The following is a 17,891-nucleotide window of genomic DNA, read 5'->3' on the forward strand; positions in this document are numbered from 1 at the left end:
GCCCATGAAAATTGTTCCCCGAGACATCCCCCCCGCGCGGCGTGGGCGCTGGAGCAGGCCGGACTGCACCCGCTGCTGGCCCGCCTTTATGCCGCCCGCGGTGTCACCGGCAAAGACGAGCTCGATGACGCCTTGGGCAAGCTGCTGCCCCCATCGGGCATGTTGGGCGTTGCCCGGGCCGCCACCCTGCTTGCCGATGCGTTTGCCAACAACCTCAAACTCTGTGTGGTCGCCGACTACGACTGCGATGGAGCCACCGCCTGTGCGGTCGCCGTGCGCGGCCTGCGGCTCTTGGGCGGCCGCCATGTCGAATATTTGGTGCCCGACCGTGTGGTTGATGGCTATGGCCTGACCGCGCCGATCAGCGAGCGCGTTAAGCAATCCGGCGCCGATGTACTCATCACCGTGGACAACGGCATCGCCAGCGTAGACGGTGTGGCCCGTGCCAAGGCGTTGGGCCTGCAAGTGCTGGTCACCGACCATCATTTGCCTGGCAGCCAGTTGCCCGATGCGGATGTGATCGTCAACCCCAACCAGCCGGGCTGCACCTTTGAGAGCAAGTCCATGGCCGGGGTGGGTGTGATGTTTTACACCCTGCTGGCCCTGCGCTCAGAACTGCGCAAGCGCGGCGTGTTTGATGCCGCGACCCAACCCAAGCTCGACACCCTGCTGCCCTTGGTAGCCCTGGGCACCGTGGCCGATGTGGTCAAGCTCGACGCCAACAACCGCCGCCTTGTGGCCCAAGGCTTAAAACGGGTGCGCGCCCACGCCATGCCTGCGGGACTAGCTAGCCTTTTTATAGCAGCAGGTCGCAAAGCGGAGGTGGCTACCACCTTCGATTTTGGCTTTGCCCTCGGGCCACGCATCAACGCCGCCGGTCGTTTGAGTGACATGACGCTGGGCATCGAATGCCTGCTAACCGACGACCCCGCCCGTGGCGACGAGCTGGCCAAGATGCTGGACGGCATCAACCGCGAGCGCCGCGAAATTGAGGGCGACATGCGCGAGCAGGCCTTTGCGATTGCCGAGAGCCTGTTTGACGAAGGCGACGAGCCGCCCCCGGCGATTTGCGTCTTCGACCCTGACTTCCACGAAGGCGTGGTCGGTATCGTGGCCAGCCGGATCAAAGACAAGCTACACCGCCCCACCTTTGTGTTTGCGGCCAGCGCTGCCGAAGGCAAAGAGCACGAGCTCAAGGGCTCGGGTCGCAGCATTCCCGGCTTTCACTTGCGCGACGCGCTGGACCTGGTGGCCAAGCGCTACCCCGGTGTCATCTTGAAGTTCGGCGGTCACGCCATGGCGGCCGGCTGCACCGTGGCCGAAGAGTTTTTTGACGACTTCGAGAACGGCATGAACGAGGTCGCCCAGGAATGGCTGGACGCCGCCACATTGACCCGCCGCATGGAAACCGACGGCCCGCTGGCCGCCGAATACCGCCGTGTGGACCTGGTAGATGCGCTGCACAAAGAGGTGTGGGGCCAAGGCTTTGCCGCCCCCACCTTTAGCGAAGAGGTCGAGGTCGTGTCCCAACGCTTGGTGGGTGAAAAACACCTCTCGCTCAAGCTCAAACACCAGGGCCAGCCGGTGGACGGCATTTGGTTCGGCCACACCGAGCCCCTGCCGCCCAAGGTCACGCTGGCCTTCCGGCTCGATGCCGACGAGTGGAACGGCGTGCGCCGTGTGCGCTTTCTGGTGGAAGGCGCTCAGGTGTGAGCCTGCCCGGCGCGCGGGCGTTTGGTGCTGCATTTGCCGCCGCCCTGACGCCGGTGCAAAGGCGCACCCTGGCAGACGCGGCCCGTCAAGCCAGCGCTGCACCACCGCCTGACCTGCAGACCTTTTGGCTCAGTGAACCTGGTCATGCAGAGCCCTTGCAACTCGGCCGCATGGAGCCTGAGCGCGCCGCCCTGTTGGCCAGCCTGTTGCCGGACTGTTACTTCCAAGCCCATGGGGCTACTGCCGGCCTGCACTGGCCCGCGCTGACCTTACCCGCCCATGAGCGCAGCGCCCGTTTACAAACTGCACTGGCACAGTGCCGTGCGCGCGGCCTGGTGCACGGTTGGCGCAACGAGGCCTTTGCCTTCTGGCACCACGACTGCCTGGAGCCGCCGGACGATGGGCAGCCCCCGCTGCTGGCGGTGGAGCGCGCAGGCTTTCGCTTTCTGGGCATGCGCAGCCATGCGGTGCACATCAATGGATTCACCCCGGATGGGCGCCTGTGGTGCGGGCGGCGCTCGCTGTCCAAAGCCACTGACCCCGGCCTGCTCGACAACGTAACCGCAGGCGGTTTGCCTGCCGGCGAGTCGCCCTTGGGCTGCGCCCTGCGCGAGCTGCAAGAGGAAGCCGGCGCAGTATTGCAGGACACCCGAACCCTGCAAGAAGCCGGGCTGGTGCGCACGGCCCGCTGGGACACCGGTGGCTGGCACGACGAAACCCTGCTGGTCTACAACCTGGCCTGTGCGGACGGCTGGGCGCCCCTCAATCAGGACGGCGAGGTCGCCGGCTTTGTGTGCCTGAGTGCTGCGCAAACGCTGGAGCAGATTCAGGCAGGTGCCTTCACACAAGACGCCGTCGCCTCGTTGGCGCAAGGCCTGGGCCTGTTGTGACACATACACGCGCTACCATGTGCGCTCGCCCCGAGCAGCCTCTACGCCCCGCCCACCGATGACCCCACCCGCCCAGAATTACGGTGCAGACCCCAGCGGCCTGATTTACGGATTTGCGTTCGATGCGGATGGCTCCGGCCGCCCCATCGGCACCAGCGAAGCCTTGCAGTGGTTGCGCCAGACGCCCCCGCAGGCCGGTGGCTTTGTGTGGCTGCACTTCAACCTCTCGCACACCGCCTGCGCCAAGTGGATCAAAGAGCAACTGCAGCTCTCGGACCTGTTTCACGAGTCCCTGACCGACGGATCGCGCTCCACCCGCGTCGAGCTCGATGACGACACCCTGGTCGCCGTGGTGAACGATGTGCACTACGACTTTGCCTTTGAGCCCAGCGACATTGCTACTTTGTGGCTCTCGGTCGGCCCGCAGCTGGTGGTCACGGCCCGCTTGCAGCCCTTGCGCTCGATCGACCGCTTGCGCGATGCCGTGCGCCGGGGCGAGAAGCTGATGTCGTCGGTGGCGCTGCTGGTGCACCTGATGCATGACCAGGGCGATGTACTGATCCAGATTGTGCGCAACACCACGGCCCGGGTGGACGACATCGAAGACAAGTTGCTCGCCGGGCGGCTGGAGACCAAGCGCGCCAACCTGGGAGCCCTGCGGCGCTTGTTGGTGCGCTTACAGCGCCTGCTGGCACCGGAGCCGGCTGCCCTGTTCCGCCTGTTGCGCAAGCCACCGGGTTGGATCAGCGAAGACGATTTGGGCGACCTGCGCCAGAGCACCGAAGAATTCAACGTGGCCCTGAGCGACATGGCTGCGCTGCAAGAACGCATCAAGCTGCTGCAGGAAGAAATTGCCGGCCGCGTGGCTGAAGCCAACAACCGCAGCCTGTTTGTGCTGACCATCGTGACAGTGCTGGCCCTGCCCATCAACATCATCACCGGCTTGCTGGGCATGAATGTGGGCGGCATCCCGCTGGCCGAACACCCCCACGGCTTCTGGTGGGTGGTGGCGATTGTGGTGACCTTCACCGTGATTGCCGGCTACATCGCGATCCGCAGACACCGCGACTAGCGAACGCCGCTTCATTGCGGACTTACATCCGCATTTACCCCGAGTGGCAATCGGGTCAATTCATCTATTATTCCTACACACTTTTAACTGGTGTTGTGTGGATGGAAATACAACGACCACGCCACACTTAGAACGCAGCAGGCCATCACCATGCACTGCTGTTGACGCCCCCATTTCCTTAGAAAGCACCTCTGTGAACAACGAACCACTCCAAGTCCGTTACGGCATCATCGGCTGCGGCATGATGGGCCAGGAACATTTGCGCAATATTGCATTGCTGCCCGGTGCCCGGGTCACCCGAATTTTTGAGCCTGATGAAGCCATGGCGGCCAGCAGCTTGGCATTGGCTCAAGGTGCGGTGCGAGCGACCAGTCTCGCCGAGGTTGTCTCATCGGCAGATGTAGATTGCTTACTGATTGCTAGCCCCAACTTCTGCCATGCAGACCAGCTCCGGGAAATTGCCTCGATACGCCCCTTGCCCGTGCTCCTAGAAAAGCCGGCATGCACCCGGCTTTCGGATGTGCGTGATCTTGCAGCACTGAGTGCGAGTTACCCGGCGCCAATATGGGTAGCGATGGAGTACCGTTACATGCCGCCCGTTACCCGACTCACTGAAGAGGTTCGCAGCGGGGCCCATATCGGAGCACTGACGATGTTGAGTATCCGGGAACATCGTTTCCCCTTTCTGGTGAAAGTAGGTGACTGGAACCGCTTCAATCGCTACACCGGTGGCACCTTGGTCGAAAAGTGCTGTCACTTTTTTGACTTGATGCGCCACTTGGTGCGTAGTGAGCCGATACGAATTTATGCTTCCGCAGGCGTTGATCACAATCACCTTGACGAACGCTACCCGGATGGCACGCCCGACATCCTGGACAACGCCTATGTGATCGTGGACTTTGCCGGCGGGCAGCGCGCGCTCTTGGAACTCTGCATGTTCGCAGAGGGCTCGCGCTATCAAGAGGAAATCACCGTGGTTGGCCCGCTCGGAAAGGCGGAATGTTTCGTCCCCGGGCCGGGCCGCTTTTGGCCTGCTGACTTGGGGGAGCCACCCGTTCCCAAAGTAGTCATCAGCCCCCGCCATCCAAAGGGCCCGCGAGAGCTTGATGTACCCGTCGATCCCATCGCATTGGCCGCAGGTGATCACAATGGATCAACGCTCTATCAACACCAGCGGTTCAACGCGGTTGTTCGCGGAAAAGGACACATTGAAGTCAACCTGGAAGATGGCTTAGCTGCAGTGCTCATGGGGCTTGCAGCTCAGGAATCTGCGCGGACAGGGCAAGCGATCAGTCTTGTCGAAGGGGAATATTCACTGAAGGGGCTGCCCTCTAAGCATTAACCCCAAGACGTTCGAGGCAACAAGTCCTCTATTATTCCTACACACACTCACCAACGCGATCTTTGATCCAGATCAGAGGTCGTAACAGTTTTCTCATGGCCTCAGTCCAGCTACACAACGTTCAAAAAAACTACGACGGTAAAACGACAGTCATTCATGGAATGGAGCTTGAAATCCGCCATGGGGAGTTTGTCGTATTTGTAGGCCCTTCGGGATGTGGAAAGTCCACCTTGCTGCGCATGATTGCGGGCTTGGAAGACATCAGCGGCGGCGATGTATTGATTGATGGGGTACGCGTCAACGATGCACCACCCCGACATCGGGATATCGCCATGGTCTTTCAAGACTATGCCTTGTACCCCCATAAAACGCTGTTTGACAACATGGCCTTCGGACTGCGATTGCGCAAAACACCGGAAGACGAAATCAAACGGCGCGTGATGGATGCTGCGCGTTTGCTTCGCATAGACCATATGCTGGACCGCAGACCCGCCGCGCTCTCGGGTGGACAGCGGCAGCGGGTGGCTATCGGGCGCGCGATCGTCCGCCAGCCTAAGGTTTTCTTGTTCGACGAACCACTTTCGAATCTGGACGCACAACTGCGCAACGAAATGCGCAGCGAAATCAAAAAGCTGCACCAACGCTTGGGCGCAACCATCATTTATGTGACACACGACCAAGTGGAAGCCATGACCTTGGCCGACAGGATTGTGGTCATGAGTGGTGGCCACAAAATGCAATACGCCACACCGGATGAAATCTACAACCAGCCGGCTGCTCAGTTCGTTGCAGGCTTCACCGGTAGCCCACCGATGAACTTGGTGCCGTGCGCACTTTCTGGAGGGGCGGTCGATCTCGGCGGAGCCCGTGTGCAACTGCCTCCTACTCTGGCAACACGAGCCGAAATCGCAAAGAAGCATGTATTTGGCATTCGCCCGGAAAACATTTCTCCTTTGCCAAGAAACGTGACAGGCGAACTGAATGTGCAGTCTACCGTTGTGATCAGTGAGCCGCTGGGTGCAGAGACGTTGGTTACCTTTCAAGTTGGACAGGTGGAACTCGTCGCACGCTGCGCTGCAAGTTACAAAATGCCTGCGGGATCGCAGCAAACGCTGTATCTGGATCCGCAAGCGATGCATTTGTTTGATGGTGACTCAGGGAAAGCACTCTGAGTCTTTTGCGACCGCTCAACCTGCTTGAGTGATTTTCAACCGTGCTAGGAGACAACGATGAATAAAAATTGGGTTCTAAAAATCGCCGCCGCCGCTCTGACTGCCCCTCTGCTCGCTGGGGCGAGTTGGGCTCAACAAACCACACTAAGGGTTTTTGTTGGACCCAACCAGCGGCCCGACCTGCAAGCCAAGCTGTTTGAGCAGTACACCAAAGCCAATCCGAGCGTGAAGGTGGAGATTGAAACCGGTGGTGCAACCTCTGAACTGCAACGACAGTACCTGAGCACCGTTCTCAATGCCAAAGATGCCGCCATTGACCTTTTCATGATCGATATCGTGAACCCGGCACAGTACGCAGGCAAAGGTTGGATTGAACCTTTGGATAAATACGTGGGCGGGGCCGCCAGCTTGCGCAACGACTATCTGCCGGTGTACCAGCAGTCCAACATCGTGGACGGCAAGGTCATGGCATTACCCAGCCAGGGTGACTCCATGTTCATGTATTACCGCAAGGATTTGCTTGCCAAACACGGTATTGCCGAACCCAAAACGTGGGATGAGCTCAGCGCTGCTGCGAAGAAAATCACCGCGGCTGAGAATAATCCGAATTTGCAGGGCCTGTCCTTGCAGGGCGCGCCGATTGAAGGCGCTGTGTGCACCTTTTTGTTGCCGTACTGGGGCCAGGGCAAGCAATTCAATGACGCGGCCGGCAAGCTCACCTTAGACAAGTCCGCGGCAGTCAACGGCTTGAAAATGTGGCTGAAAATGATGGATGACGGCGTGGTCAAAAAGAACATTGCCGAAGTCACCACACCAGTGACAGTGAATGAGTTCAAAGCGGGTAACGTGGTGTTTGCCATCAACTGGGGCTTTGCATTCGACCGCTTCAAAGACGATGCAGACTCCAAAGTGAAAAACAACGTGGGGGTCATTCCCCTACCTGCCATGAACGGCGGCAAATCGGCGACTTGTATGGGTGGTTGGCAATGGGCCATGAATGCCTATGGCAAGAACAAAGACGCTGCGGGTAACTTGATCAAGTTCTTATCCTCCAAGGAGGCCAGCGCATTTGTAGCCCGTGAAGGCTCCATCTTGCCGGTGTACCAAAGCCTCTACAGTGACGCTGCCGTCAACAAGGCGGTTCCGTGGTTCAAAGACGCACTCCCTGTGGTGTTAGGCGCCCAAAGCCGCCCCATGGTGGAAGACTATGGACAGGTATCTGACATCATCCGGACGACAACCAGCGCAGTACTGGCCCGAACCAAAACGCCGGAAGCAGGAGTAGACGAAATTGCGGCTCGTGTAGGTCGATTGATGCGCTGAAACGCGGAACGCAAAACGACCTCATATTGAGGGTGCCGCCCCAGCCCCAGGTCATGCCATATGGCTTGGGGCTCTTTAGAGAAATAGCATCTCTCGCAATCTCACCCGAAGCGCACGCCATGCTCTCCAAACTCAAGGACCCGAGCGAAAAAACGCTCGCGATCCTGCTCTTGACACCCGCCTTTCTATTACTGGCGATGATCGTGGTCTACCCGATCGGCAAGCTCGTTTACAACAGCTTGTTTGACATCAACAAAACCGGGGCTTACATCGGTTTTTTGAACTACACAGACGTTTGGCGCGACCCCCTGTTCTGGAATGCCACCAAAAACACCTTACTTATCACAGTCATCACAGTGCCAGGGGCACTGGTTGCAGGACTCGGCCTCGCTTTGCTGGCGAATCTGCCATTCAAGCGTAAATGGCCCGTGCGCCTTTCGCTGTTGTTGCCTTGGGCACTTCCGCTCTCTTTCGCCGGTCTGATATTCGCCTGGTTCTTCAACACGGACTACGGCGTTGTGAATGACGTGTTTTTGCGGCTGGGCCTGATCCCGGAGTCTGTAAGCTGGCTATTAAAGCCAAACTGGGCCTTTGCTGCCATTTGTCTGACGATCATTTGGAAAACATCGTCATTCATGGCGTTGATCCTGCTCGCAGGTTTGCAAATGATCCCCCGCTCACTTTATGAAGCTGCAGAGGTCGACGGGGCGAGCAGATGGCAACAGTTTTGGCAAATCACGATACCAATGTTGATGCCCAGCATCGTAGTGGCACTGATCTTTCGCACCATCACCGCACTCCAGACCTTTGATATCCCCTACACCATGACACGAGGTGGGCCAGGGGAATCTACAGAAACACTGGCGATGTTGATTCACAAATACACGATTGATTACTCTGACATCGGCTACGGATCGACCCTAGCAGTGTTCATGTTTTTGATTTCGCTGGCTGTGTCCGGCTTTTACTTACACCATATCGGAAAGAACGCGTCATGAGCAAAGCGACACCGGTGATTTGGACATCTGCTGCATTGCGGTGGGCGGCTGCGGGCATTGTGGTTATCAATGGTTTTTTTCCAGCCGTGTGGATTCTGTTCACTTCGCTCAAAACAGAAACAGAACTGGTGCAAAAGCCCATCACCTGGTGGCCCGACGCTCCCACCCTGGAGAACTACATCAAGGCTTTTGAAGACCAGCCTCTTCTGCACTATTTGAAAAACAGTGTCATTGTGGCTACAGGCGCTACGGCGCTATCGCTTGTTGTTGCGGCTTTTGCCGCTTACGCCATCGCGCGACTGAATCTGAAACACCGACAGCTCATCCTCACTTGCATCGTGGCGTCCAGCATGTTTCCGTTGGTCACTTTACTGGTGCCGATATTTGAGACGATGCGGGCATTGGGATGGCTCAACACCTATGCCGCGCTTATTCTTCCTTATGTGGTGCTGAACTTACCGGTGTGCACCCTCGTTCTGGTGAGTTTTTTTCAAAGCATTCCGCGAGATCTGGAAAACGCCGCCATGATCGACGGTTGCACCCGTATGGGTGCACTTTGGAGAGTCGTCGTACCCCTAGCTGCACCTGGAGTGTTCACTGCGGGCATCCTGGCCTTTGTCAATGCATGGGATGAATTTTTGTTGGCGTTGTCCCTGAACTCCAGCCCCGCAGTGCGGACTTTGCCTGTCGGCATTTCTCTGTATCAAGGTGAATTCACCTTCCCATGGCCCATCATTTCCGCGGCCCTTATTGTGGCTATCGTGCCGATCGCGCTGTTGATTGCGGCGTTCCAGGAGCGTGTCGTAGGTGGATTGACACAAGGTGGTTTGAAAGGCTGACACAGCCTCTCCGCCGGCCGAGTAAAAGCTGTGAAGCTCAGCGCATTTAGAAAAACAGCATGTGAGCTGCAACCAGCGCCAGGAAGCCGGCGAAAGCCTGCTGCAGGCGCCGTTTGTCCATGCGCTGAGATATGCGGGCACCCCAGTTCGCAAAAAACATACTCACGAGGCTGATGCCGACAAAAGCCGGGCCGTGTACAAAGCCCCAGGAAACAGATGTGTTGACACCGGTTACGCCCATGCCAATCGCTCCAATCGTCGCAATCGGGATCGCCAACGCAGAGCTAATGACCACCGCTTTGCGGACATCCGTCCCCCGAAGAACGAAGTAAGGCACTGTCAAAGCTCCGCCGCTCACGCCGAGCAAGGTAGAGACATTACCAATTAAGGCCGCTACCCCCAATAACTCTGCGGACGACGGACGTGGCCCCTGTGCAGGCTGCGCAGACTGCTTCCACATGATGCAGCACGTCGCCAACGCAAAAAGCCCGAACGCCATCTTGAGCCACTCAGTGGGCATCCATCGGGCCAGTACGACTGCGGAAACAGCTCCGGCACTCACTGCCCCCAGTAGCCAAGGCGCGCGGTCAAACTGCATACGACCTGCACGCCAGTGGGTCCAACTGCTGGTCACCGAAGTCACTACGATGCAGGCCAGCGAGGTGGCAACGGCAAAATGCATCACATGCGATCCCAGCAGCGGATCCTCTCGCCACAGCCAATACAGAGTGGGCACTATGACAAGACCACCACCCACGCCGAATAGGCCCGCAGTGAAGCCTCCCGCTGCGCCCACCAGCAGGAAAAGCAACCAAAGTGGAATCATGGGGTGTTGGTCTGAAACTGACCGAATTGGCTGCGCCAGAAGCCGAGGGCTGCGGTATCGCGCCACCCGAATTCCTGTACTTGCCCGATGAGAATGTAGTGATCCCCGGCGTCCACCAACTGGTGGAGCGAGCAATCAAACCAAGCCATGGCGTCTGTAAGGCACAGGCGCTCGCTGCTTTGGCGCTCTACAGGAACACCCGCAAAACGGGAGTTCATATCTCCCGTTGCAAACTGTCGGGCTGTTGCTTCTTGCTCATGTGAAAGAACGTTCACGGTAAAGCCGCCCGAGCGGGTGAACGCCTCCAAACTGCTGGCCGCCTTTCGGATACTCCATAGCACCAGCCGCGGCTCCAAAGACACCGAAGCGAAGGAGTTGCAGGTCATTCCCCAATCACCGCTTTCCCAACGCGCAGTCACAACGGTAACGCCGGTCGCAAAGCACGATAGCGCCTTCCGGAAGTCAGCCGGGTCTGAAAGAGGCACGGCCTTGGAGCACGCGGGCATGGATTCTGGAAGGTGGCGCATAGGATGTTTCCTCTGGTAATTTGCTCAGGGCACCTCATGCCCGTTGGCCAACTCATACAGTTCGTACCAGGTTTGACGATCCATAGGAACGGAAAACGCCTGATCAAACGACTTGATACGCGCAAGCTGGTTGCTACCCATGACCGGCATAACCCCCACAGGGTGATGCATTAACCACGCCATGGCGACCGCCGTGGTGTCCGTTCCACTGGCCTTCGCCAGTTGCTCCAATCGAGGAGCCAAACGGGCTGCAGCTGACCCTGCCTGATGCGCTTGCGAATGAAGACGACCACCGCCCAAAGGTGACCACGCCATCACGGGCAGTCGATGTTGTTGTGCGTGGGCTATCTGTCCGTTTATGAAAGGAGTGGTGGCAAGCAGGCTCACTTCAACCTGGTTAGTTTGCAGCCGGTGCTTCATCCGTGACTGCAACAAGTCAAGATCCCAGGGCATGTAATTGGACACACCGATACCCCGAACTTTGCCGCAATCGACCAGGCCATCCAAGCAGGCGCCCAATGCATCTGCGTCGCACAAGGGATCTGGGCGGTGGATCAAAAGGAGGTCAATCACATCCACTCCGATTCGTTGCAACGATCGGTCAACACTCGCCAACACATGGGCAGATGACGTGTCGTAGTGCTTCACTCGGGTGCTTGGCCACTGCTCAGAGAGCAACATGATGTCGGTCTTGGTGACCACCTCAATCTGGTCACGCAGGGAAGGACGGGCTTTCACCGCCTCACCGAACAAGGCCTCGCAGCGGTAGTCGCCGTAAATGTCTGCATGGTCAAAGGTCGTGATGCCCTGCTCCAGGCAGGCATCAATGCGCTGCAGATTGGCACTGATGCTGGTGTCTTCGGCCTCAGAGAGGCGCCACACGCCGTAAGCCATCTGGCTAAGGGTGCGGGAGTTTTGCAAAGTAATACGGTTCATGGAAACAAGAAATCAGTCGTTGAAAAAAGCTGGGAAATTCAGGTCAACGGCGTACGCCGTTGCCCAAGGGAGTCGCAGGTGTCTGCGCCGGCACACGACCGTACTCCTGTGCCAGCGACACAGTGCGTAAATGTGGCAGCACTTTGGTGCCGAACATTTCGCACTCCTGCAAATGGGGATAACCCGAGAAAATGAACGCGCGGATGCCCATCTTCATGTAATCGTGGATCTCGCTCAGCACCTGGTCTACGCTACCCACCAGGGCCGCACCACAGCCACTACGGGCACGGCCCACCCCTGTCCACAGGTGAGGTTCGATGTAGCCTTCTTCGTCGGCAATCTCGCGGTTGGCACTTTGCAATGAGACGCCCAGACTTTTGGCATCCAGAGCGCGCTGGCGGATCTCGCGCCCCTTATCGTCGTCGAGCTGCGACACCAGCTCTCGCGCATATTCGCGGGCTTCAGCTTCGGTGTCGCGCACGATCATGTGTACGCGTAGGCCGTAGTCGAGCACACGCCCATGCTGGGCCGCTTGAGCATGCACGTCCCGCATGCGTTGGGCCAACACCTCTTTGGGTTCAGGCCACATCAAATAAGTGTCACAGTGGGCACCGCACAGGGCCAAGGCATCAGGGCTATAGCCACCGAAATACAACAAAGGGCCGCCTGTTTGATAAGGACGCACCGGGTCTGTGGATAGCCCTTTGATGTTGTAAATCTGGCCTTCGTAATTGATGGTGTCCTGCGTCCACGCCTGCTTGAGAATCTCCACGACCTCCCAGCTACGGCGGTAGCGATAAGCACTGTCAGCGGTTTCGCCCGGAAAGTCGGAGGAAATCACATTCAGCGTCAGGCGCCCTTCCAGCATGTGATCCAGTGTTGCCACCGTGCGCGCCAGCATGGCAGGCTGCATTTCGCCGCAACGAATGGCTCCCAACATATTCATGTTCTTGATTTGCGGCGCCATCGCTGCGACAAAGCTCAGGGTGTCTTGTCCTACCTGGTATGACGACGGGCACAAGATGTTGCGAAAGCCCAGTTGGTCAGCTCGCAACGCGATATCACGGGTGTTGCTCCAGCTGCTTCGCAACTGACCGTCTGGAACGCCCAATACCCGGAAGTCGTCCGAGCACAGTGGCGCAAACCATGCTACCTCTGCGCCCTCAATGTCTGCGCCTTTGACGGGAACAACACTCATGAATCACCTCGCTTTAAACATGAATGAATAGTATATGACTTGAATAAATTACCAATGAGGGTTTCCACCGACGCAAGCCGCATTTGTCATACTGCGCGGCATGCCCGAATCCATACCTGCTAAGCCGCTACCTATCTATCTGCAAATCGCTGAGCTTTTGGCCCGCCAGATCAAAGCGGGCTATTGGCGCGAGGGCGAACGCTTACCCACCGAGGCAGAGCTGTCAGAGACCTTGAATGTGGCTGTCGGCACCCTACGCAAATCGTTGGCGCTTCTGTCAGATCAAGGCGTGCTGGAACGCAAACAAGGCTCAGGCACCTATGTCAAGCAGGTGGCGGGCACCCAACAAATTTATGAACTCTTCCGACTGGAATTGCACACAGGCCCTGGTCTGCCGACGGCACACATTTTGGATGTCTGCAAATTAGCCCGCCCAACCTACGTCCCCGCATTCGGGAGCAACCCGACAAGCAAAGTGTGGCGCGTCCGTCGTTTGCGTTTTTTGAGTCAGGTGCCTGCAGCACTTGAAGAAATTTGGTTCGATGCGAGCGACTGCCCGGTGCTTACCGCAGCAGATTTAGGGGACTCAATGTATCTGTTCTACCAAGAACGTTTTGGCACATGGATTTCCCGTGTTGAAGACCACGTGAGTGCAGCACCGTCACCAACATGGTCCCTGCCCCCTTACGGACGCCTAGCTGACGAGTACGCCGGCTTTATCGAACGTACTTCTTGGACAGCGGCCAACACCATTGCGGAGTTTTCACAAACTTGGTTTGACCCTTCGGTGTGCCGCTACTCCTCACGTCTGAGCCAATAAGCTGCTGAAGTATTTCAATCGTTAAATAATGCTCTAGTCCTTTTATTTATTGGACTAAGCGCTACTAATTAGATAGCAAATCCAAAACTGATGTCGACCCCAGTGCAACACCTTTACATCCTGACCGGCGCCTCCCGTGGCATGGGTTTGGCCATGGCGCAGCAACTGCTGCAGCCGGGTCACCATTTGCTGTGCCTGTCGCGCAACACCCAGCCCGCCTTGCAGGCCGAAGCCGAGCAAGCTGGTGCAGCACTGACCCAATGGTCGGCAGATCTGGCGGATGGCGCAGCGGCTGCGCAGCGTTTGCAAGACTGGCTGGACAGCCAAGACCCCACGCTCTTTGCCAGCGCAACCCTGATTAACAACGCAGGCGTCATCCCCGCGCTGGTGCCGCTGCGGGACAGCAGCCCTGCAGACCTGGCCCATGCGTTGCGGGTGGGTCTGGAAGCGCCGATGCAGCTGTGCGCGGCATTTCTCGGGGCCACCCGCCACTGGGAGGCGACTCGCAAAGTGCTGAATGTGTCGTCTGGCTTGGGCCGCCGGGCCATGGCCTCGCAAGCCGGCTACTGCGCGGCCAAAGCGGGCATGGACCACTTCACCCGCTGCGTGGCCATGGACGAAGCGCTGATGTCCAACGGCGCGAAAGTCTGCTCACTTGCGCCGGGGGTGATAGACACCGACATGCAAGTCCAGCTGCGCGGCGCGGATGCGGCGAACTTTCCCGACCGGGGCAGCTTTGAAGGCCTGAAGACCCATGGCCAGCTCACCAGCCCCGAAGAGGCTGCACGCCGCGTGCTGGCCTATCTGGCCCGCCCGGATTTCGGCGAACAACCCGTGGCGGATGTGCGGGGCTAGTAAATCGCCGGCACGTACATCTCGGCGGGTACGGGGTGACGCTCGTAATCCTGGTGGCGGACCCGCTCTGGCAGCTCCACCGGGGGGTGAGGGATTTCTTCGTAGGGCATCTGGCTCAGCAGATGGTGAATGCAGTTCAAGCGGGCCTTCTTTTTATCGACGGCCTGCACCACCCACCAGGGCGCCTCAGGAATGTGGGTGCGTTCCAGCATGGCTTCTTTGGCGTGGGTGTAGGCCTCCCAGCGCACGCGGGACTGCAGGTCCATGGGGCTGAGCTTCCATTGCTTGAGCGGGTCGTGAATGCGGCCCAAAAAGCGGGTGTGCTGCTCTTCGTCGGAGATGGAGAACCAGTATTTGATGACCTGGATGCCTGAGCGCACCAGCATCTTTTCAAACTCGGGCACGGTGCGGAAAAACTCTTCGAGCTGCTCGTCATTGCAAAAGCCCATGACGCGCTCCACACCCGCGCGGTTGTACCAGCTGCGGTCAAACAGCACGATTTCGCCCGCTGCCGGCAAGTGGCTCACATAGCGCTGGAAATACCACTGGGTGCGCTCCCGGTCGTTGGGCGCAGGCAGTGCTGCCACGCGGCACACACGGGGGTTGAGGCGCTGGGTAATGCGCTTGATCGCACCACCCTTGCCGGCCGCATCGCGGCCTTCAAAAATCACCACCACCTTGTGGCCGGTGGCGACCACCCAGTCCTGCAGCTTGACCAGCTCGCCCTGCATGCGGAAAAGCTCGCGGAAATAGGTGCGGCGGTCCTGTTTTTGTTGGGCACTCAGCTCGGGACTCAGGCCATCGGCCAGCTCGTCCTGGTTGTGGTCGTCGAGCTCCATTTCCAGCTCTTCGTCATAGCTGTCCAACATGTCGCTGCGAATGCGACGGATCATTTCTTCTTCACTGGAACTCACGAGCAACTCCTGAACGGGCAGATTTTTGACACTCTGAGGGTAGGTCCCTCTAATGTCAATTTCATGACAAAACCATGACCACCTCCGGCCGTAAGATGGCTGTATTGCAAGCGGCGCACACTGGCTGCTGCACCCATTTTTAATTTGAGAGGAGTCTTGTATGTCCCGTGAAGTCGTCGTCGTCAGCGCTGTGCGCACCGCCATTGGTACCTTTGGTGGCAGCCTCAAAGACATTCCCCCCACTGATCTGGCCGCCCAGGTGGTGCGCGAATCCCTGGCCCGTGCCAACGTGGAAGGAAAAGACGTGGGCCACGTCGTATTTGGCCATGTGGTGAACACCGAGCCCAAGGATATGTACCTCAGCCGTGTGGCCGCCATCAACGGTGGCTGCGCACAAGAGACGCCGGCTTACAACGTGAACCGCCTGTGCGGCTCGGGCCTGCAAGCCATCGTGAACGCCAGCCAAAGCATTTTGCTGGGAGACGCCGATATCGCCATCGGCGGTGGCGCTGAAAACATGAGCCGCGCGCCCTTTGCCAGCCTCAACATGCGCTGGGGTGCCCGCATGGGGGACACCAAGATGGTCGACATGATGATTGGCGCGTTGCACGACCCCTTCCACACCATCCACATGGGTGTGACCGCGGAAAACATTGCCGCTAAATGGGGCATCAGCCGCGAAACGCAGGACGCTTTGGCGGTCGAGAGCCATCAGCGCGCCCAGAAGGCCACCGCTGCCGGCGACTTCACCAGCCAGATCACCCCCGTCATGCTCAAGAGCAAAAAAGGCGAAGTGGCCTACGCCACCGACGAGCACTTCCGCCCCGACTGCAAACTCGAAGACATGACCAAGCTCAAGCCCGTTTTCATCAAGGAAAACGGCACCGTGACCGCTGGCAACGCCTCGGGCATCAATGACGCTGCCGCTGCCGTGGTGCTCATGGAAAAGAGCGTGGCCCAGGCCCGCGGCCTCAAGCCCCTGGCCCGCCTCGTGGCCTACGCCCACGCCGGCGTGGACCCGAAGTACATGGGCATCGGCCCGGTACCTGCCACCAAACTGGCATTGCAAAAGCCGGCTTGACGGTGAATGACCTCGATGTGATTGAAGCCAACGAAGCCTTTGCAGCCCAGGCCTGCGCCGTCACCAAAGATTTGGGCCTGGACCCTGCCAAGGTCAACCCCAATGGCTCGGGTATCTCGCTGGGTCACCCTATCGGTGCGACTGGCGCCTTGATTACCGTGAAGGCTTTGTATGAGCTGGAGCGCATCAATGGCCGCTATGCGCTGGTGACCATGTGCATTGGTGGCGGCCAGGGCATTGCCGCTATTTTTGAGCGCGACCGCTAAGCGGGCACCCAAGGTGTGGGCCGCTTAGAAGAGGTCCACATCCATCTCGTCGGCGGCTTGCTCGGTGAGGTGGCCCTCAGCCACTAAGAGCTGGTAGTTGCACAAGCGGTTACGGCCATGCTCTTTGGCGTAGTACACCGCCTTGTCGGCCCGGCCGAACGCGCTGCTGGGCGTATCGTTAGGCAGCAACTGCGAGACCCCGATACTCACCGTGATCGAGCCCACCTGCGGGAACGCGAAATCGCTCACCCTTCGGCGCAGTCGCTCCAGGGCGATCTCGGCGTGGCTGGCATCGTCGCAGCGCATTAGCACCACAAACTCTTCGCCACCGAATCGGTAGAGCTGGTCGTAAAACCGGAAGTTGTTGCGCATCAGGCGGGCCAGCAGCAACAACACTTCATCCCCGATCAAGTGGCCATAGGTATCGTTAACCCGCTTGAAGTGATCAATATCAAGCACTGCCAGCCAGACGCCACCTGCAATCCGGCCCGACTCGCGCCGCTCATCCACGCCCTCAGGCGGGGTGCTGCTGTTATCGGCCGTGGCTTTGAAAAAAGCGCCATCAAAGGTCTTGCGGTTCAACAGCTCGGTGAGTGAGTCGCGCTCGCCGTAGTCCAACAAGCCCAGCAAATTTTGATAGGCCAGCAGCACGCTTTGCAGCAAGTCCACGCGTCTGGGGGACAGGGGTTTGGCGGAGGTGACCTCAAGCAAAATGCGCAATCCATCCCGGGTCCCCATCGGCAGCACAGCCACGGGCGCGGGCTGGTCTTCTTGCACCGCACGGCCTTTTTCGAAGGCGCGCACACGCAGGGGGAAGTCCATCAAATGGGGCAATTGGGTCCAGTCCGACCACAACACATCATGGGTCGGTTGATCCTGGTCATGTCGCATGGTGGCCAGCGCCAGGTAACGTTGCTCATCGCCGTCGCCCAACACGCGAATCAACTCTGCGCGCGTCACACCCAAACCGGCATGCCGCACCACCAAGCGCACCAGCTCAGTGTCTAACGTATCGCGATCCCGCAAACCGCCCAAAGCAGCGAGACCTTGCACCAAAGCATTCATGAGGTTTCAACCCAATTTTTGTAGTTGTCCGGTTCCAACACCCGATCGCACTGC

The 17,891-nt window shown here is 58.7% G+C and carries 15 protein-coding genes and 2 pseudogenes; 11 read left to right on the top strand and 6 right to left on the bottom strand.

Going from position 1 to position 17,891, the window contains the following annotated elements; genetic code table 11:
• Positions 1 to 4 precede the first annotated feature (4 nt).
• The 8 genes and pseudogenes from recJ (at position 5) to RAE19_RS03995 (ending at position 9,349) form a co-directional block, all read left to right on the top strand.
• Positions 5 to 1,713: pseudogene (gene recJ / locus RAE19_RS03960) on the top strand (single-stranded-DNA-specific exonuclease RecJ).
• Positions 1,710 to 2,603, top strand: a complete 894-nt coding sequence (locus RAE19_RS03965; protein WP_313873698.1) for an NUDIX hydrolase — start codon at positions 1,710 to 1,712, stop codon at positions 2,601 to 2,603. The pseudogene recJ and the gene RAE19_RS03965 overlap by 4 nt, the downstream one beginning before the upstream one ends.
• Before the next feature lie 58 nt (positions 2,604 to 2,661).
• Positions 2,662 to 3,675, top strand: coding sequence for a transporter (locus RAE19_RS03970; protein WP_313873699.1), 1,014 nt, complete (start codon positions 2,662 to 2,664; stop codon positions 3,673 to 3,675).
• 193 nt (positions 3,676 to 3,868) lie between these two features.
• Entirely contained in the window at positions 3,869 to 5,017 is a 1,149-nt protein-coding gene (locus tag RAE19_RS03975; protein ID WP_313873700.1) for a Gfo/Idh/MocA family protein, read from the top strand.
• A 95-nt stretch (positions 5,018 to 5,112) separates the two neighbouring features.
• Entirely contained in the window at positions 5,113 to 6,189 is a 1,077-nt protein-coding gene (locus tag RAE19_RS03980) for an ABC transporter ATP-binding protein (RefSeq protein ID WP_313873701.1), read from the top strand.
• A gap of 57 nt (positions 6,190 to 6,246) precedes the next feature.
• On the top strand, positions 6,247 to 7,512 hold the full coding sequence (locus RAE19_RS03985) for an ABC transporter substrate-binding protein (protein ID WP_313873702.1): 1,266 nt from the start codon (positions 6,247 to 6,249) through the stop codon (positions 7,510 to 7,512).
• A gap of 119 nt (positions 7,513 to 7,631) precedes the next feature.
• Positions 7,632 to 8,510 carry a carbohydrate ABC transporter permease gene (locus RAE19_RS03990; RefSeq protein ID WP_313873703.1) on the top strand — a complete coding sequence of 293 codons (879 nt, stop codon included), beginning with the start codon at positions 7,632 to 7,634 and terminating at the stop codon, positions 8,508 to 8,510.
• Positions 8,507 to 9,349, top strand: a complete 843-nt coding sequence (locus RAE19_RS03995) for a carbohydrate ABC transporter permease (protein ID WP_313873704.1) — start codon at positions 8,507 to 8,509, stop codon at positions 9,347 to 9,349. Before RAE19_RS03990 ends, RAE19_RS03995 begins: the two co-directional genes overlap by 4 nt.
• A gap of 46 nt (positions 9,350 to 9,395) precedes the next feature.
• On the opposite strand, the gene RAE19_RS04000 is transcribed toward RAE19_RS03995, so the two are convergent.
• Genes RAE19_RS04000 through RAE19_RS04015 form a run of 4 tightly spaced genes read right to left on the bottom strand, consistent with a single transcriptional unit; the run spans position 9,396 to position 12,836 of the window.
• Positions 9,396 to 10,175: a sulfite exporter TauE/SafE family protein gene (locus RAE19_RS04000; protein ID WP_313873705.1), complete on the bottom strand. Its 780-nt coding sequence runs from the start codon at positions 10,173 to 10,175 to the stop codon at positions 9,396 to 9,398.
• Entirely contained in the window at positions 10,172 to 10,702 is a 531-nt protein-coding gene (locus RAE19_RS04005) for a flavin reductase family protein (RefSeq protein ID WP_313873706.1), read from the bottom strand. Before RAE19_RS04005 ends, RAE19_RS04000 begins: the two co-directional genes overlap by 4 nt.
• 24 nt (positions 10,703 to 10,726) lie before the next feature.
• Complete coding sequence (locus tag RAE19_RS04010; protein ID WP_313873707.1) at positions 10,727 to 11,638, bottom strand: aldo/keto reductase; 912 nt, start codon at positions 11,636 to 11,638, stop codon at positions 10,727 to 10,729.
• 43 nt (positions 11,639 to 11,681) lie between these two features.
• Positions 11,682 to 12,836: an LLM class flavin-dependent oxidoreductase gene (locus tag RAE19_RS04015; RefSeq protein WP_313873708.1), complete on the bottom strand. Its 1,155-nt coding sequence runs from the start codon at positions 12,834 to 12,836 to the stop codon at positions 11,682 to 11,684.
• A 100-nt stretch (positions 12,837 to 12,936) separates the two neighbouring features.
• On the opposite strand from RAE19_RS04015, the gene RAE19_RS04020 reads away from it, so the two are divergent.
• Together RAE19_RS04020 and RAE19_RS04025 are read left to right on the top strand one after the other, a co-directional pair.
• A complete protein-coding gene (locus RAE19_RS04020) occupies positions 12,937 to 13,656 on the top strand; it encodes a GntR family transcriptional regulator (protein ID WP_313873709.1) in 720 nt (239 codons plus the stop codon).
• Positions 13,657 to 13,746: 90 nt separating this feature from the next.
• Positions 13,747 to 14,511 carry an SDR family NAD(P)-dependent oxidoreductase gene (locus RAE19_RS04025; RefSeq protein ID WP_313873710.1) on the top strand — a complete coding sequence of 255 codons (765 nt, stop codon included), beginning with the start codon at positions 13,747 to 13,749 and terminating at the stop codon, positions 14,509 to 14,511.
• On the opposite strand, the gene ppk2 is transcribed toward RAE19_RS04025, so the two are convergent.
• Complete coding sequence (gene ppk2 / locus RAE19_RS04030; RefSeq protein ID WP_313876174.1) at positions 14,508 to 15,404, bottom strand: polyphosphate kinase 2; 897 nt, start codon at positions 15,402 to 15,404, stop codon at positions 14,508 to 14,510. The genes RAE19_RS04025 and ppk2 overlap by 4 nt on opposite strands.
• Before the next feature lie 181 nt (positions 15,405 to 15,585).
• On the opposite strand from ppk2, the pseudogene bktB reads away from it, so the two are divergent.
• Positions 15,586 to 16,772: pseudogene (gene bktB, locus RAE19_RS04035) on the top strand (beta-ketothiolase BktB).
• A gap of 24 nt (positions 16,773 to 16,796) precedes the next feature.
• On the opposite strand, the gene RAE19_RS04040 reads toward bktB, so the two are convergent.
• A complete protein-coding gene (locus RAE19_RS04040; protein WP_313873711.1) occupies positions 16,797 to 17,837 on the bottom strand; it encodes a GGDEF domain-containing protein in 1,041 nt (346 codons plus the stop codon).
• Positions 17,838 to 17,891: the final 54 nt, after the last annotated feature.

The sequence above is a fragment of the Rhodoferax potami genome, assembly GCF_032193805.1.
Taxonomy (GTDB): domain Bacteria; phylum Pseudomonadota; class Gammaproteobacteria; order Burkholderiales; family Burkholderiaceae_C; genus Allorhodoferax; species Allorhodoferax potami_A.

Coding starts and splice junctions, on each gene's coding strand:
- RAE19_RS04015 (WP_313873708.1), bottom strand. CDS start 12,836: ATGAGTGTTGTTCCCGTCAAAGGCGCAGACATTGAGGGCGCAGAGGTA.
- RAE19_RS04040 (WP_313873711.1), bottom strand. CDS start 17,837: ATGAATGCTTTGGTGCAAGGTCTCGCTGCTTTGGGCGGTTTGCGGGAT.
- ppk2 (WP_313876174.1), bottom strand. CDS start 15,404: ATGATCCGTCGCATTCGCAGCGACATGTTGGACAGCTATGACGAAGAG.
- RAE19_RS04005 (WP_313873706.1), bottom strand. CDS start 10,702: ATGCGCCACCTTCCAGAATCCATGCCCGCGTGCTCCAAGGCCGTGCCT.
- RAE19_RS03985 (WP_313873702.1), top strand. CDS start 6,247: ATGAATAAAAATTGGGTTCTAAAAATCGCCGCCGCCGCTCTGACTGCC.
- RAE19_RS04020 (WP_313873709.1), top strand. CDS start 12,937: ATGCCCGAATCCATACCTGCTAAGCCGCTACCTATCTATCTGCAAATC.
- RAE19_RS04000 (WP_313873705.1), bottom strand. CDS start 10,175: ATGATTCCACTTTGGTTGCTTTTCCTGCTGGTGGGCGCAGCGGGAGGC.
- RAE19_RS03970 (WP_313873699.1), top strand. CDS start 2,662: ATGACCCCACCCGCCCAGAATTACGGTGCAGACCCCAGCGGCCTGATT.
- RAE19_RS03995 (WP_313873704.1), top strand. CDS start 8,507: ATGAGCAAAGCGACACCGGTGATTTGGACATCTGCTGCATTGCGGTGG.
- RAE19_RS03990 (WP_313873703.1), top strand. CDS start 7,632: ATGCTCTCCAAACTCAAGGACCCGAGCGAAAAAACGCTCGCGATCCTG.
- RAE19_RS04025 (WP_313873710.1), top strand. CDS start 13,747: ATGTCGACCCCAGTGCAACACCTTTACATCCTGACCGGCGCCTCCCGT.
- RAE19_RS03980 (WP_313873701.1), top strand. CDS start 5,113: ATGGCCTCAGTCCAGCTACACAACGTTCAAAAAAACTACGACGGTAAA.
- RAE19_RS04010 (WP_313873707.1), bottom strand. CDS start 11,638: ATGAACCGTATTACTTTGCAAAACTCCCGCACCCTTAGCCAGATGGCT.